Source organism: Nonomuraea sp. 3-1Str, from assembly GCF_031570565.1.
GTDB lineage: Bacteria > Actinomycetota > Actinomycetes > Streptosporangiales > Streptosporangiaceae > Nonomuraea.
In genome coordinates this window covers 205562-219137 of record NZ_JALHBK010000002.1, presented here as the reverse complement: position 1 = coordinate 219137, position 13576 = coordinate 205562, and the positions used below count along the sequence as shown (strand labels likewise).

Annotated in this window: 17 protein-coding genes; 6 read left to right on the top strand and 11 right to left on the bottom strand. The window is 69.0% G+C overall.

The features are described 5' to 3' along the window. Positions 1-62: 62 nt before the first annotated feature. From MTP10_RS04750 to MTP10_RS04740, 3 genes are all read right to left on the bottom strand, one after another. Positions 63-1178, bottom strand: a complete 1116-nt coding sequence (locus MTP10_RS04750) for an aminotransferase class I/II-fold pyridoxal phosphate-dependent enzyme (RefSeq protein WP_310707756.1) — start codon at positions 1176-1178, stop codon at positions 63-65. 259 nt (positions 1179-1437) lie between these two features. After that, positions 1438-1929 (bottom strand): GNAT family N-acetyltransferase, encoded by a 492-nt coding sequence (locus MTP10_RS04745; protein ID WP_310707755.1) that lies wholly within the window; start codon positions 1927-1929, stop codon positions 1438-1440. A gap of 119 nt (positions 1930-2048) precedes the next feature. Next, a complete protein-coding gene (locus MTP10_RS04740) occupies positions 2049-2381 on the bottom strand; it encodes a cupin domain-containing protein (RefSeq protein WP_310707754.1) in 333 nt (110 codons plus the stop codon). A 71-nt stretch (positions 2382-2452) separates the two neighbouring features. Between MTP10_RS04740 and MTP10_RS04735 the strand changes: the two genes are divergently transcribed. After that, positions 2453-3403, top strand: a complete 951-nt coding sequence (locus tag MTP10_RS04735) for a helix-turn-helix domain-containing protein (protein WP_310707753.1) — start codon at positions 2453-2455, stop codon at positions 3401-3403. A gap of 81 nt (positions 3404-3484) precedes the next feature. Here MTP10_RS04735 and MTP10_RS04730 read toward each other — a convergent pair whose 3' ends face one another. Together MTP10_RS04730 and MTP10_RS04725 are read right to left on the bottom strand one after the other, a co-directional pair. Further along, the gene (locus MTP10_RS04730) at positions 3485-3922 is read right to left on the bottom strand and encodes a dienelactone hydrolase family protein (protein ID WP_310707752.1); all 438 of its coding nucleotides are present in this window, start codon (positions 3920-3922) and stop codon (positions 3485-3487) included. A gap of 177 nt (positions 3923-4099) precedes the next feature. Further along, on the bottom strand, positions 4100-4462 hold the full coding sequence (locus MTP10_RS04725) for a helix-turn-helix domain-containing protein (RefSeq protein ID WP_310707751.1): 363 nt from the start codon (positions 4460-4462) through the stop codon (positions 4100-4102). A gap of 75 nt (positions 4463-4537) precedes the next feature. On the opposite strand from MTP10_RS04725, the gene MTP10_RS04720 reads away from it, so the two are divergent. Both MTP10_RS04720 and MTP10_RS04715 read left to right on the top strand, forming a co-directional pair. Further along, positions 4538-5389 (top strand): MBL fold metallo-hydrolase, encoded by an 852-nt coding sequence (locus MTP10_RS04720; RefSeq protein WP_310707750.1) that lies wholly within the window; start codon positions 4538-4540, stop codon positions 5387-5389. Beyond that, complete coding sequence (locus MTP10_RS04715; protein WP_310707749.1) at positions 5386-6387, top strand: zinc-binding alcohol dehydrogenase family protein; 1002 nt, start codon at positions 5386-5388, stop codon at positions 6385-6387. The genes MTP10_RS04720 and MTP10_RS04715 overlap by 4 nt, the downstream gene beginning before the upstream one ends. Positions 6388-6487: 100 nt before the next feature. On the opposite strand, the gene MTP10_RS04710 is transcribed toward MTP10_RS04715, so the two are convergent. The 3 genes from MTP10_RS04710 to MTP10_RS04700 all read right to left on the bottom strand — a co-directional run bounded on the left by MTP10_RS04710 (position 6488) and on the right by MTP10_RS04700 (position 8916). Continuing rightward, entirely contained in the window at positions 6488-6961 is a 474-nt protein-coding gene (locus MTP10_RS04710; RefSeq protein WP_310707748.1) for a MerR family transcriptional regulator, read from the bottom strand. Between the two features lie 19 nt (positions 6962-6980). Next, on the bottom strand, positions 6981-7853 hold the full coding sequence (locus MTP10_RS04705; protein ID WP_310707747.1) for an SDR family NAD(P)-dependent oxidoreductase: 873 nt from the start codon (positions 7851-7853) through the stop codon (positions 6981-6983). Positions 7854-8244: 391 nt separating this feature from the next. After that, positions 8245-8916, bottom strand: coding sequence for a winged helix-turn-helix transcriptional regulator (locus tag MTP10_RS04700; RefSeq protein ID WP_310707746.1), 672 nt, complete (start codon positions 8914-8916; stop codon positions 8245-8247). A gap of 113 nt (positions 8917-9029) precedes the next feature. On the opposite strand from MTP10_RS04700, the gene MTP10_RS04695 reads away from it, so the two are divergent. From MTP10_RS04695 to MTP10_RS04685, 3 genes are all read left to right on the top strand, one after another. After that, on the top strand, positions 9030-9926 hold the full coding sequence (locus tag MTP10_RS04695) for an SDR family oxidoreductase (RefSeq protein WP_310707745.1): 897 nt from the start codon (positions 9030-9032) through the stop codon (positions 9924-9926). 17 nt (positions 9927-9943) lie between these two features. Continuing rightward, the gene (locus MTP10_RS04690) at positions 9944-10642 is read left to right on the top strand and encodes an alpha/beta fold hydrolase (protein ID WP_310707744.1); all 699 of its coding nucleotides are present in this window, start codon (positions 9944-9946) and stop codon (positions 10640-10642) included. Between the two features lie 114 nt (positions 10643-10756). Further along, complete coding sequence (locus MTP10_RS04685) at positions 10757-11452, top strand: winged helix-turn-helix transcriptional regulator (protein WP_310707743.1); 696 nt, start codon at positions 10757-10759, stop codon at positions 11450-11452. Between the two features lie 75 nt (positions 11453-11527). Here MTP10_RS04685 and MTP10_RS04680 read toward each other — a convergent pair whose 3' ends face one another. From MTP10_RS04680 to fgd, 3 genes are all read right to left on the bottom strand, one after another. Beyond that, the gene (locus MTP10_RS04680) at positions 11528-11929 is read right to left on the bottom strand and encodes a VOC family protein (protein WP_310707742.1); all 402 of its coding nucleotides are present in this window, start codon (positions 11927-11929) and stop codon (positions 11528-11530) included. Between the two features lie 110 nt (positions 11930-12039). Continuing rightward, complete coding sequence (locus MTP10_RS04675) at positions 12040-12477, bottom strand: SgcJ/EcaC family oxidoreductase (protein WP_310707741.1); 438 nt, start codon at positions 12475-12477, stop codon at positions 12040-12042. Positions 12478-12553: 76 nt separating this feature from the next. After that, on the bottom strand, positions 12554-13555 hold the full coding sequence (gene fgd / locus MTP10_RS04670) for a glucose-6-phosphate dehydrogenase (coenzyme-F420) (RefSeq protein ID WP_310707740.1): 1002 nt from the start codon (positions 13553-13555) through the stop codon (positions 12554-12556). Between the last annotated feature and the right edge of the window lie 21 nt (positions 13556-13576).

The following is a 13576-nucleotide window of genomic DNA, read 5'->3' as shown; positions in this document are numbered from 1 at the left end:
GCCGGGGTGCGCATCCACTTCCAACGCCGCAGCACGCCGAAAACCGGCGTTTGTGGAGTGCGTCAAAGGACACAGGAGCCTGCGCCCTGCCACTCCGGCCAGGCTCGGGCGAGCGTGGCCATCCCCTCGGGGAACAGGGCCCTGCCCATGCCGAACCGCAGGTGCTGTCCAGCATGCTGGAACATCACATCAGGGGCCAGCAGCACACCGTGACGGTCGACCAGCCACTCGGAGAACGCCCGCGCCTCCGTCGCCGTCAGCCACGGATACGCGCAGGTCCCGCCGACCGGGGGCACCCAGTCCCACCCAGGCGTGGATTCCACGAACGAGGCCAGCGCGGCCGCGTTGGCGCGGACCAGGCCGTTGGCGCGATCCAGAAGCGCGGGAGCCGCCTGCAGGCCGGCGATGGCGAGGACTTCGCTCGGCGCGCTGGTGGCCAGCGTCGTCCAGTAGCGGTAGTCCAGCAGCCGCGCCGTCACCGCTGCGTTCTGCGTGACCGTCCAGCCGATACGGACCCCGGCCATGCCCAGTACCTTGGACACACCCGTGACCGAGATCGCGTTGGACGTCAGCGCCGCCGCGGACGGAAGCCGGCGCCGCGGCTCCAGTTCGATGCCTCGGTAGATCTCGTCGCTCAGCAGGAGGGTCTCGGTGCCGTCCACCAGGCCCAGAAGCTCCTCGAAGACCGGCGCTTCCGGCAATGCTCCCGTGGGATTGTGGGGAAAGTTCGCCACGATCAGCCGGGTGTCCGGCCGCAGGGCGCGCCTGATCTCGTCCACGTCCAGGCGCCAACCGTCCTCCCGCCGGAGGCGGATCTCGGTCACCTCCGCCCCGATCGCGCGTGGTACGTCGATCAGCAGCTGGTACGTGGGGCCGATGACCACCACGTGGTCGTCGGGGCTGAGGATGACGTTGAGGAGGACGAACACCGCCTCGGTGGCGCCGGCGAAGACCTGCACCGCCGACCCCGACGGGAGACCGGAGGACCGGGCGGCCAGCTCCCTCAGCAACGGGTGGCCCGGGGATTCGGTGTAGCCCAGCGTCAGGGACTCGTACCACCGACGCGTGTCCTCGGGGGCGACCTCCCACAGCGCATCCAGCGACAGTCCTTCGGTGTCTGATCCGGTCAGGTTCACCCGGCACGTGAACTCATGCTCGGCGAACATGCGCTCGATCAAGAACGGAGGCAGTTGCACGTCGTGATCCCGTCTGCTGGTAGGCGTGTCGACTGGGCGGCTGGTCCTGGGCCGGGTGTGAAGGCAGCAGCGCTGTCTGCCGCAGGGGCAGGGTCCGCGGCGTCTGGTGCGTACGATCGCCGGCGGAGGGTCGCCCTCGCGCTGGGCACACTCGGGCGATCCCCTCAACGCAGTGGAGGCCGCCTCCCGCGCCCGAAGGGCTACGGGGCGGGCGCGGGACAGGCGAAACCTTCCAGTGAGCCTAGTGTTTCTCCGTGTCGGCGGCGAAGCGGGCGTACTGCACGAGGACCGGGCGCAGCCCCCTGCGCCTGTAGAGGCGCTGGGCATCGGCGTTGGCTGCCAGAGTCCCGATGATCAGATCGCCGATGCCGAGCCTTCTCAGCTCCTCGTCCACTTGGTCCAACAGCAGCGTGCCGATGCCGTTGCCTCGCTCGGCCGGAGCAACGGAGAGCGTCTGAAGCTCCGCCATACGGCTACCCGTCACCCAGGTGTCGTCGGGCCCGGACCGGATCTCCACGAAGGCGTAAGCGACCGCCCGGCTGTGACGTTCGGCAAGCAGGATGAACGAGTCCTCCTCCAGAATCCAACGCCGATAACAGGAACGGCGCAGCTCCCAGGAACGCTCGTCCGAGAAGTACGCGAATCCCGGTTGGACGGACCGGTGGTGCTCGTGCAGCGCCAGCCACAGTGGCTCCAGGCGATCGATGAACTCAGCCGCTCCCTTGTGGAGCACGATGTCACCATGGGTGTAGCCGGCTTGACTCATCGAAGCTTCGACCGACCTCGGCGACGGCGATCGGTTTCCGCGGTAGGCGCGCCGGACGCGCGGTGAGACGCCTGCATTGGCCAGGTCTAACCTTCCGGATAGAAGAGGAACAGCGTGCAGCCCGTGGTCGTCTGCGGGACGTGCGAGGAACCTGCGGGGGCGTGGATGAAGGAGCCGGCCGGGTAGTCCCGGTCTCCGTCGTTGAAGACGCCGGAGACCACGAAGACCTCCTCGGGACCCGGTTCGTGGACGTCGACTCCCTGCCAGCGGGTGTTCGCGTCCATCTCCAGCACGTACGCCTTCGCGCCGTTGTCCCCGTGCCACAGCGGACGCGCCCGGATGCCCGGGAAGACCTCGTGGACCGGGGCATCCTGGACGGCGGACCACACATAGCCGGACGTGTTGTGTTCTGTCGTCATGGGGCCAGCCTGGCGAGCCCCGGCCAGCCCCGCCGAGTGTCTGGAAAGACATCCTGCGGTATTTTTCGGCCATGCATCGAGTGGTGGCACTCGTCCGCCCACCGCAGTCGACCTTCGAGCTCGCCTGCGCGGCCCAGGTGTTCGGGGTGGAGCGGGCGGGGCTCCCGACGCGGTACGCCTTCAGCGTGTGCACGGAGAGTCCCGGCCCGGTCTCGACGTACGCCGGGTACGACATGCTCGTGACCGGCGGGCTGGACGTGCTCGACCGGGCCGACACCGTGATCGTCCCTGGCTGGCTGCCCGCACAGGAACCACCCTCGCCCTCGGTCGTCCGGGCGCTGCGCCACGCGCACTCCCGTGGAGCGCGGGTGGTCAGCATCTGCTCCGGCGCTTTCGCGCTGGCGCACGCCGGTCTGCTGGACGGACGAGAGGCGACCACCCACTGGGCGCTGGCGGACCAGCTCGCCGGGCGCTTCCCGCATATCCGGGTCGATCCGGACGTGCTGTACGTGGACCACGGCGACGTGGCCACCAGCGCCGGCGCCGGGGCCGGCATCGACCTGTGCATGCACCTGGTCCGCGGCGACCAGGGCGCCCGGTATGCCGCACACATCGCACGGACCATGGTCATGCCGCCCCACCGCGAGGGCGGGCAGTTGCAGTACTCGGCGCCGCCGCACCCCGCACAGATCGACGGCACCCTCGCGCCGCTGCTGGAGTGGATCACCGACAGACTCGGCGAACCGGTGACCATCGAGAGCATGGCCGCGCACGAAGGCGTCTCAACACGTACCCTCACCCGGCGGTTCACCGATCAGCTCGGCACCAGCCCCGGGCAGTGGCTGCTCGCCCAGCGGATCGCCGCGGCCCAGGACCTGCTGGAGTCCTCCGACCTCCCGTTGGACGCCATCGCCCACCGCGTGGGCCTCTCCTCGGCCACCAACCTGCGCAGGCGCTTCCTCAACGCCCTGGGCACGACGCCCGGCGCCTACCGCCGGGCGTTCCGGGCCAAGCCACGATGACCACCCGCTGGTCCAACGACGCCCGCCCCGCATCCTGCGTCGGCACGCCTGCGGGGCCTGTGCGGCTCCAGCGGGCGTGCATCAAACGGCGTATACGTCGTCCTTGGTGCCGTCGACGCCCGCGGCCTGCATCTCGGCGGTGAACGCGTCCCGTCGCGCGGCCGGCATGATCGGGTCTTCCGAGCCGACCCCGGCCCACACCGGGCAGCGAATGTGCGCCGCCTCGCCCGGTCGGCCCGTGGTCAGTCCGTTGACTGTCCCGATCGCGCGCAGGTTGACGCCGTCGCGCCCGAGCTCCAGCCCGATGGCGCCCCCGGTGCCGTAGCCGACGGCGGCGATCCGGTCGGGGTCGGTGAGCAAGCGCCCACCGTGGAGGTCGAAGGCCAGCGCCACGTATCCCAGCTCGGCGAGCGCATCGGCTCGGCGGCGCTCGACGTCGCTGAGCCCTGGACCCTCTGGTCCGAGCAACACCGCGGGGCGACGCCCGGTGCCGGAGGGCAGCGCAAGGTGCCCGATCATCGTCAGGCGTCGGCCGGGTACTCGACCGTGCGCGTTGTCACTGTCGTCATGAGACTGGCCTGTAGTGATCGTCGAGCCTCGGTCAGGCCGGTGTTCACCGCTGGCGGAGCAGCGCGGAGTGTGCCTCTGAAATGGGGTGATGGCTCATAGGGTCCGCCGATGTCGGGCGTACTACCGTCACCCTTGGCCGTCAAGGGGCGTGGCGGGAAGGGTGATCCACTCCAGCGCCCACCGGTTCAGATCGAGCAGCACCGCGCCGAGCGCGGCGCCTTTCTCGGTCAGCCGGTAGTCGACCCGTACCGGAGTGGTGCTTCCGACGTGCCGCTCGATGAGCCCATCAGCCTCGAGATCCTTCAAGCGCTGCGACAGCAACTTGTCGGTCATGCCGGGAATGGCCGCCGCGATGTCGCTGAACCGCGTGGCTCCGCCGAGCAGCGCCCGCAGCACCGTCGCGGCCCAGCGGCGACTCAGGGTGTCCATCGCCGTGGCGTAGTACGGGCAGTACGGCCGGATGTCGTCCGGGTCCAGGCGATGTGACATGACTCACCTTCCTCACGAACTATCTTTTCGATAGCTTCTTACTTGTTGATAGTAGTCCATCGACAAGGAGCGAGCATGCCCGACGTGAGCAGAACCGCCGAGCTATCGTACGAGGTGTGGGTTTCCCGGCAGATCCCCACGAGCGGGACGCTTCCCACCGGTGCGCCCCAGCAGTGGTCGCCGCTTTCGACGACCCTCATCCACGGCACGAGCGACGCGGTCCTCGTCGACCCGCCGTTCACCGTCGAGCAGACCCGGCAGGTCGGCGACTGGATCGATCGCTCCGGCAAGCGGTTGACCCACATCTATGTCACCCATGGCCACGGCGATCACTGGTTCGGCGCGTCCCTGCTGGTCGAGCGCTTTCCCGGAGCGGTGGTCGTCGCCACCGAGGGCACGATCCGGATGATGCACGCCTCGGTCAGCGGGCGGCGCCGATCGTTCTGGGAGACGTTGTTTCCCGGACAGCTCCCCGACCTGCGTGTGACCGCCCAGCCGGTGCCGGCCGGAGGGCTGGTGCTCGAAGGGCACCGGCTGCATCCGGTCGAGGTCGGCCACAGTGACGGCGACGACTCCACTGTGCTGCACGTGCCGGCGCTCGGCCTCGTCGTCGCCGGCGACGTCGCGTACAACAACGTGCACCAGTACCTCGCCGACGGCGGGTTCGACGGCGGCATCGACGCCTGGCTCCAGGCCATCGAAACGGTGCGCGCCCTGCGGCCGGCAGCGGTGGTGGCCGGGCACAAGGATCCCGCTCGTCCGGACGATCCGGGCATCCTCGACGAGACCGCCGAATACCTGCGCACCGCCCTCAAGGTGATCGCTACCAAGCCGACTCCCCGTACGTTCTTCGACGAGATGACCCGGCGCTATCCGGAGCGCGTCAACCCGGGCACCGTCTGGCTCAACGCGCAGCGGCTGGCATGATGCGCGCCGTACGCTTCCACCAGTTCGGCGGCGTCGGGAACCTGCGGATCGACCAGGTGCCGCGGCCGGTGCCCGACGACGCCGAGGTGCTGATCCAGATCACCCGTGCCGGGGTGAGCCCGCTCGACGACAAGGTCCGCAACGGCGTGCTGCCCCCGCGGATGCGCAAACCGCTGCCACTGGTTCCCGGCGCCAGCGCCGTGGGCCGGGTCATTGACCCCGGCGCCTCCGAACATGCGCCCGGGACGCGCGTCCTGTTGTGCGGCTGGGGCTATGGCACGAAATTCGACGGCATGTGGCGTGAAGAAGCGGCCGTCCCGGCCGACCACCTCGTGCCCATCCCCGACCACGTCGGTGACGATGACGCCGCGGCCCTGGCGGCCGGCGCCGGATATCTGACCGCGTGGCTGGCGCTCACCAGGGTCACCCGCGTCCAACCGGGACAGGTCGTATTGGCACCCGGCATGTACGGTGCGGTGGCCTCGGCCGCAGCCCAGGTGGCCCCGATCCTCGGCGCCTCCAGGGTCATCTCCACGTCCCGCGGCGCCGACCGTCTCGCCGCGATCCCGCAGACCAGCGGTCTCGCCGTCATCGACCTCGAGACCGAAACCCTGGCCGCGGGTGTCGCCCGGCTGACCGACGGCGCGGGGGTGGACGTGGTCCTCGACAGCCTCGGCGGCGAGCTCACCGGTCAGGCGCTCGCTGCGCTGCGCCAGGGCGGGGTCGTGGTCAGCATCGGATACACCGCCGGCACCAAGGCGGCCATCGACGTCACCGACCTGATCTGGAAAACCGCGCGGCTTGAGGGCTTCCTGTTCACCGCGTTCACCCAGCAGGAACTCGCCGACACCTACGGCACCTTGCTCGGGCACCTGGCCGAAGGCACCCTCCGGCCGGCGACGGACCGCGTCTATCCGCTGGAGCAGGCCGCCGAGGCGCAGCGCCGGGTCGTCGAGGACCGCCCGATCGGCAGGGTCTTCCTCGACCCGCGGGCGTAGCAGCTTCCGGACGGAGCCGAACGCGGCCGGCGGACTTACTCGTCCAGGAGCGCCTGTGAACTCTCGTCAGGGCTTGTGGCGCGGTCACCCCGGCCGCCGGTCAGCCTTCTGGGTGCCCACCGTAGACGCGGATCTTGTATTCGGTCGTCTCCAGGGCGAGAGTGAGCTCGCGGATCTGCCGCACGATGCGGTCGCGCTGGTCGAGCATGATGCGCCGGCGTTCCGGGATGGTGCTCGGGCCCTCCTCGACGAGGGCGATGTAGCGCTTGAGATCCTGCATGGTCATTCCCGACAGCCGCATCCGGGTGAGGAAGATGAGGCGGCGCAGGTCGAACGCCGAGTATTCGCGGTAACCGGAGGCGTTGCGTGCCGGCCGTACGAGTCCCTCCTGCTCGTAGTAGCGCAGGGTGTGGGGAGACAGGCCGATCAGGCGGGCGGCCTCGGCGACACTCTTGGGTGCCGCCGAGGTCTCGATCGTGGTGTCGTCGAGGAGTTCGTGCAGCGTATCGATGACCGACGCGGACGGTTCGTCGCCGGCGGCGAGGATGCGCTCGATCAGGTCTTCGGTGGCCATGTTCGACAGGGTACGGAGCTCAGAACGCGCGTAGCGCCGGCGGCATGCCGGGAAAGTCGGCCGTCTGGCTTACAGACGCCCACTTCTCGACGTCGCTGAGCGCGTTCCTGTAGCTGCGGGTGAGATTGCGCACGGCCTCGGCGCCGAGCGGAAGTCTGAGCGGCGCGTCGGGCGTGTCGAGCATGTCCCGGATGACCGAGGCGGCGCGCGCCGGGTCGCCCTCCTGGATGCCGTCGGCCTCGGCCATGTTCGCGCGGACGGCGCCGAGCACCTCGTCGTAGATCGGGCTCTGGTCCACGGTGTTGAGTACCTCGGCGGAATTGAAGGCGGTGCGGAAGCGGCTGGGCTCGGCGATGAGGACGCGGACGCCGAACGGCGCGACCTCGCCCGCCAGCGCCTCCGACCAGCCTTCGAGCGCGAACTTGCCGGCCGAGTAGCTGCCGACGGCGGGGAAGGACATCCGCCCGCCCTGGCTGCTCATCTGCACGATCGCACCGGAACGACGCGCACGCATGTGCGGCAGCACCGCGCGCACGTAGGCGGCCGGTCCAAAGAGGTGCTGCGCGAGCATGTCGCGCAACTGCGCGTCCGTGACCTCCTCCGCGGCGCCCACCTGCCCGGCTCCGGCATTGTTGACGAGTACGTCGACGTGCCCGAATGCGTCGAGCGCGCGCCGTACGACCGCCGCGGCCGCGTCCGTGTCGCGCACGTCGTGCTCGACCGGCAGCAGCCGGTCACCGTACTGAGCCCGGAGCGCGTCGAACCGGCCGATCCCCCGCGCCGTGCCCAGCACCTGCTCGCCCGCGGCCAGCGCCGCCTCGGCCAACGCCAGGCCGAGCCCGGAGCTCGCACCGGTGATGATCCAGGTCTTGGTCCCGTTTGTCGTCGTCATGACGCCGAAGATAGACATTCGAGCGCGCTCGAAGGCAAGCAGGCTTTCCGGCGGCGCAACGATGATCGTCAGTCTGAGATGGCCGGGGATCGTGGGAGGCGGCGTGGCCGGATCGGCCTATTGCCCTGACGGTTCGCAGGGGCCTGGGCTCGTGCTCCCGCTCTACGGCGTTGTCGCTGCGCTCGTCCTGATCGCCGGTGTGCCACGAGCCGAGGACAAGCCCGACGCGGAGGCCGAGACGCGGTCATGAACAGCGGGCGTCACTCGGCATCGTGCGCCGGCAGGTCGGCGTGGTGGTCGAGCCGGCCCAGCATTGGTGGCGTGCTGACATGAGAGAAGCCGTCCGTCCCGCGCGCGACGAGGAGCCGCGTGGGCAGGCTGGTGGCCTCGGCTATTCCGGTGGCTTCTCGGCCGTCTCCGGGCGGGGAAAGACCTCGAGCAGACGTTCGATCGCGCTGACGTCGCCGGACACGGCGATGTCTCCGGCGTGTACGGCGTCCTGCAGGTCACGCTTCCGGGTCAGTACGGTGGCGAACGTCCTGGGGTCGGTGGCGATGGTGGCGTCGGGGGCGTCGAGGTCGCCGCGGGTGATGGCGATGGCGTCCGCGGTGACACGTACGGTGACGTGGTCGTCGCCGAAGATCAGTGTGTAGGTCGCTGACAGGCCGCGGCTCGCCTCCGGGTCGAAGTCCCCCTGGAGCGCCAGCATGAGGGCGTCGACGCTGATGTCCGCGTCGAGGTCGCGAAACGGTGAGAGCCGGCCCCAACGGCCGAGGTGGACGAGAACCGGTTGAAGCTGTCGCCCCCAGTCGGTCAGCTCGTACACCCAGGACCGGGCGGGTGGTCCGAGCTTGCGCCGACGCACGATGCCGGACTGTTCGAGCTCGCTCAACCGCTGCGACAGGCGGTTCGGGCCGACGTTCGGCAGTCCGCTCCGCAGGTCGCTGAAGCGCTTCGGACCGAGAAGCAGCTCGCGTACGACCAGGAGCGCCCAACGCTCGCCGACCAGGTCGAGGGCGTGTGCGGCGGCGCAGGCGTCGCCGTAGGTTCGCGTGCTTGACACACCACCGAGTCTAACCGAGGGCTCGTTCCGATACGGGCATTGTTAGTATCGTTATTGTACTAAGAAGTACTTATGTGTAACCTTTTGGCATTCCCCGAACGGAAGAAGGAACGATGATTCTCATCACAGGAGCGAACGGACGTCCCGGATCGGCCACCGTCCGTGAGTTCGCACGACGCGGCACACCGGTCCGCGCACTTGTGCGGGACCCGAAGAAGGCGAAGGATCTGCGGGCACTGCCGGGCGTCGACGTGGTGCACGGTGACATGCTCTGGCCCGAGACGCTGGAGTCCGCGCTGGCCGGGGTGGACCGGGTGCTGATGATCAGCGGCGCCGGCCCGGAGCTGCTGGAGACGCAGTGCACGTTCATCGACGCCGCGATCAAGGCGGGTGTCGGTCACATCGTGAAGTTCTCCGGCAAGGACTCGGTCGACGGGTTCGACAATGAGAAGTTCCGTTCCACCCGGAGCCACGAGCAGATCCTGCGCTACCTTGTCGCCTCCGGCATGCCGTGGACACTGCTGCGGCCGAGCCAGTTCATGCACGTGTACTTCGAGGAGGTGCCGGACATCGCCGGTTCCGGCGAGCTTCGCCTGCCGCTCGGGGACACGACGATGGCACCGATCGACATCGACGACATCGCCAAGATCTCCTACGCCGTGCTCACCACGCCCGGCCACGAAGGCACGACCTATCCCATGACCGGTCCCGAGGCCTTGACCATGACCGACATCGCCGGCCATATCTCCGAGGCCATCGGCAAGCCGGTCCGCTACCGCGACGTGACCTCGGAGGAGAAGCAGCGGGCCTGGCTGGCGGCCGGGTATCCGCCGCCGCGTGCCGGCGCGTTCGCGCAGCTCTTCCAGGAGCGCAGCCGGCTGGGCCGCTCGAGCGTCGACCTGACCACCCATGAGCGCTTCGGAGTCGAACCGACCACCTTCGCGCAGTTCGCCCGTCGATACGCCGACGTCTTCCGTGGCGCCACCGACTACGCCGTCACCCCCGCCTGAGCAACCCGGAGACATCAGTGAATCTCCGTACAGAGCGGACAGCTCTCGCAGACCCGGACAGGAAGATATTCGTGCTCGTCCACGGTGGCGCGCACGGTGCCTGGGCGTTCGAGCGGCTGGCATCGCTCCTGGTCCAGGAGGGCCATCGTGTCATCGCCCGGGACCTGCCCGGACACGGGTTGGGGGCACGACTTCCCCGCTCGTACACCACAAGACCCCTGAACCCGCAGGCGTTCGCGACCGAGCCTTCCCCCGTCGCGCACATGACCCTGCGGGACTACCGCGACCAGGTCACCGGCACCGTCCGGCGGCTCGCCGAACGCATGCCCGACCGCCGGATCATCCTGCTCGGGCACAGCATGGCCGGGCTCGTGCTCAACCAGGTGGGCGAGGCTGTCCCCGAACTCATCGGTCGTCTGGTCTACCTGTCCGCCTGGATGACGGCCGACGGTACGTCGTTCGGTGACTACATGGACGCGCCGGAGTTCTCCACCGGATTGATCCCGTCTGTCCTGCTCGCCGACCCGGCCGTCACCGGCGCACTGCGCATGGACTTCCGGTCCGGCGACCCGGAGTACCGCGCCCGCGTCAAGGCGACCTTCGCCGCCGACGAGTACGTCCCCGACAATCCGACCGACGTGCGAACATTGCCGACCAGCCACTCACCCTTCGTCTCGCAGTCGGCGAGGCTCGCGGAGATCCTGCTGGAGCTCTGAGTGGCCCGTCGGTCTTCACCGGGAAGACCGGCAATCACCTCCGCCCTGTCGGTTCAGTAGAGAAACAGAACTTGATAGTCAGTAATAACAACTATTAAAATGTGCTTTCCTACCATGCCTGCTAGGCTCTCCGGCATGGTGGGCAAGCGCAAGTACGACGACGGATGTGCGGTGGCGCACGGCCTCGACCTGGTCGGGGAGCGGTGGATGCTGCTCGTCGTACGCGAGCTGCTCCTTGGCCCCAAACGCTTCACCGACCTCCGTGCCGGCATACCGGGCGTCAGCGCGGACGTTCTGACGCAGCGGCTGCGTGACCTGACCGCGTCCGGCGTCGTGCAGCGGCGCAAGCTTCCCGCCCCGGCGAGTTCGTGGGTGTACGAGCTGACCGCATGGGGCATGCAGCTCGAGTCGATCGTCATCCAGCTCGGCCGCTGGGCCAGCCGTTCGCCGACGCTGCCGCACGATGCCGAGATCGGGATCGACTCCCTGGTCGTGTCCTTCAGGGCGTTGTTCGACCCCCAGGCCGCCACGGGATTGACTGCGGTCTTCGTCCTCAGGCTCGATGAGCAGCAGTTCCGCATCGAGATCGCCGATGGTCGGCTTGACCTCGCCCGCGGAGAGGCGGACAACGCGGACGTGACCATGGAGACCGATCCCGGCACACTGGCCGCGCTGCTGCACGGGGGCCTCCCCGTCGCCGACGCGCTGAAGACGGGTGGCCTCGTGGTCGACGGCCCGGTGCACTTGGTCGAGCGGTTCCTCGGACTGTTCCCGCTGCCCGAGCCGGCCCCGCTCGCCGATCGCGATTGAGCGCGCCTGCCCACCTGGAAGGGTGACGTCGACAGACGGGCGTTCAGATAGACGGGCGTTCAGATAGACGGGCGTTCAGTCGGCGGCGGTGAGTTCGCCGGCGATCTCCCAGACGTGGCCGGCAGGGTCCCTGAAGCTCGCCGTACGGACTCCCCATGGGCGGTTGACGGGGCCGTTCAGCAGCACGGCGCCACGTGAGACGACATCCGCGGCCACGGCGTCGACGTCATCGACGGTGATCGTGAGGACGGCCCGGGCGCCGCCGCCCGATGTGCCCACTCCGGCCGGTGTGACCAGGCCCGGAGCCTCTGCGACGGACAGCAGGTTGACGAGCGTGGATCCGATGCGGAACACCACGCTGTCGGGGTCCTCATAGTGGACGGGCAGTCGGAACACGTCCATGTAGAACGTCTTGGCGGCTGCGAGGTCTTCGACGAAGAGCGTGATCGCGGTGATGGCGTTCGCCCAGATGTCCATGGTCAGGCGCCTCCTCGGCGGGCGGATGGCGGCCGCCGCCGGCGGCAGCGCCGACGCGGCCTGGTGGGGCGACGAGTACTGCCGTCGGGGGCTTGGAACGTCGTCCTCAGTCAGCCTGCGGGGCAACTGTGGTAGGTCTCGACGAGCCATCTGCCATCGCGTCGTGTGAGGGCCCAGGTCGCCAGCTCCCACCGGTCGGACGGAGGCTCGGCCTCGCCCGGGAACGCGGTGGCGCTCCGGGTGACCACGACCGCGACGTCCTCGGCGAGGAACCGCACGCTCTGCGGCAGGTGGATGCGCCGTGAGCCCTTCAGCGGTCCGGCGAATGCCCCGCCCATGCTCGTCCGGATCTCGGCTCTGCCCCGCAGGTGGACTCCGGGCAGGATCACCGTGGCGTCCTCGGCATACCGGTCGGCGAACGCGCCGCCGTCACCGTCGCTCCACGCACTCGACGTCGCGTCGAACAAGGCGAGCACGGCCCGTTCCCCGTCCTGCGCCGACGAGGCGCCGTCGCCCGGTGTCACGTGCTCGTGAAGATCTGAACTCATCTCATCCTCCAAAGGTCATTGCGAGATACGTCTCAGGTACGGATGCCGCGCGAGGTCCTGGCGTGCCGCGACGAGATCAGGCCGCTCGCAGGCGGGGAAGGATCTCCTCGCCGTACAGCTTGAGGAATCGGGCCTGGTCTGGGCCGGGGGCGTGGAAGACCAGGTGGGTGAACCCGAGGTCGAGATAGGCCCTGATCTTCTCGACATGCTCCTCGGGGTCGGTCGAGACGATGAACCGCCTGGCCGTCTGCCGCACATCGAGACCGTCGGCAAGGCGTTGCATCACCTGGGGATCCTCGACGCCGGTCTTCTGCTCCGGAGACAGCCCCAGGGCGCCCCAGAAGCGGGTGGCCTGCATCGCCTCTTCGAGGCTGGTGGCGAAGGAGACCTTGACCTCGATCATGCGCTCGATGTCGTCGAGAGACCGGCCCACGGAGGCGGCGCCCTCGGCTACGGCAGGGACCAGCGTGTCGGTGTACAGCGCGCCGTCCTTGCCGGACGTGGTGATCCATCCGTCACCGATGCGGCCGGCGAAACGAGTGGCGGCCGGGCCCGAGGCGGCGAGCCAGATCGGCACCGGCTCCTCGGGCTGGTCGTAGATGGTGGCTCGCTTCGTGGTGAAGTAGTCGCCCTCGAACGTCACCCGTTCACGCACCCACAGCTGCCGGATCAGCTGAACGGCCTCACGAAGGCGAGCGAACCGCTCCTTGGGTTCGGGCCAGTCCATGCCCAGCGGCGCTTCGTTGAGCGCCTCCCCGCTCCCGAGGCCGAGTACGACCCGGCCGGGGAAGAGCAGACCCAGCGTGCCGAACGCCTGCGCCACGACCGCCGGGTGGTAGCGGAACGTGGGAGTCAGCACTGAGGTGCCGATCGTGATGGAGTCGGTGCGGGCGCCGAGCGCCGCCAGCCAGCTCAGCGCGAACGGGGAATGGCCGTCATCGTGGCGCCATGGCTGGAAGTGGTCGGAGACGAACACCGAGTCGAACCCCTGCTGCTCGGCGAGCACGGCGTAATCGAGCAGTTCCCGGGGCCCGAACTGCTCGGCGGAGGCCTTGTACCCCAGCCTGACCTTGGCCACGTCAACACTCCCTTCATTGTG

What these genes read in the sequence shown, in the direction of transcription:
- MTP10_RS04725 (WP_310707751.1), bottom strand. Translation starts at nt 4,462, where the DNA reads ATGTCACATCGCCTGGACCCGGACGACATCCGGCCGTACTGCCCGTAC.
- MTP10_RS04715 (WP_310707749.1), top strand. Translation starts at nt 5,386, where the DNA reads ATGATGCGCGCCGTACGCTTCCACCAGTTCGGCGGCGTCGGGAACCTG.
- MTP10_RS04710 (WP_310707748.1), bottom strand. Translation starts at nt 6,961, where the DNA reads ATGGCCACCGAAGACCTGATCGAGCGCATCCTCGCCGCCGGCGACGAA.
- MTP10_RS04675 (WP_310707741.1), bottom strand. Translation starts at nt 12,477, where the DNA reads ATGAGTTCAGATCTTCACGAGCACGTGACACCGGGCGACGGCGCCTCG.
- MTP10_RS04730 (WP_310707752.1), bottom strand. Translation starts at nt 3,922, where the DNA reads ATGATCGGGCACCTTGCGCTGCCCTCCGGCACCGGGCGTCGCCCCGCG.
- MTP10_RS04740 (WP_310707754.1), bottom strand. Translation starts at nt 2,381, where the DNA reads ATGACGACAGAACACAACACGTCCGGCTATGTGTGGTCCGCCGTCCAG.
- MTP10_RS04705 (WP_310707747.1), bottom strand. Translation starts at nt 7,853, where the DNA reads ATGACGACGACAAACGGGACCAAGACCTGGATCATCACCGGTGCGAGC.
- MTP10_RS04720 (WP_310707750.1), top strand. Translation starts at nt 4,538, where the DNA reads ATGCCCGACGTGAGCAGAACCGCCGAGCTATCGTACGAGGTGTGGGTT.
- MTP10_RS04680 (WP_310707742.1), bottom strand. Translation starts at nt 11,929, where the DNA reads ATGGACATCTGGGCGAACGCCATCACCGCGATCACGCTCTTCGTCGAA.
- MTP10_RS04735 (WP_310707753.1), top strand. Translation starts at nt 2,453, where the DNA reads ATGCATCGAGTGGTGGCACTCGTCCGCCCACCGCAGTCGACCTTCGAG.
- MTP10_RS04695 (WP_310707745.1), top strand. Translation starts at nt 9,030, where the DNA reads ATGATTCTCATCACAGGAGCGAACGGACGTCCCGGATCGGCCACCGTC.
- MTP10_RS04685 (WP_310707743.1), top strand. Translation starts at nt 10,757, where the DNA reads ATGCCTGCTAGGCTCTCCGGCATGGTGGGCAAGCGCAAGTACGACGAC.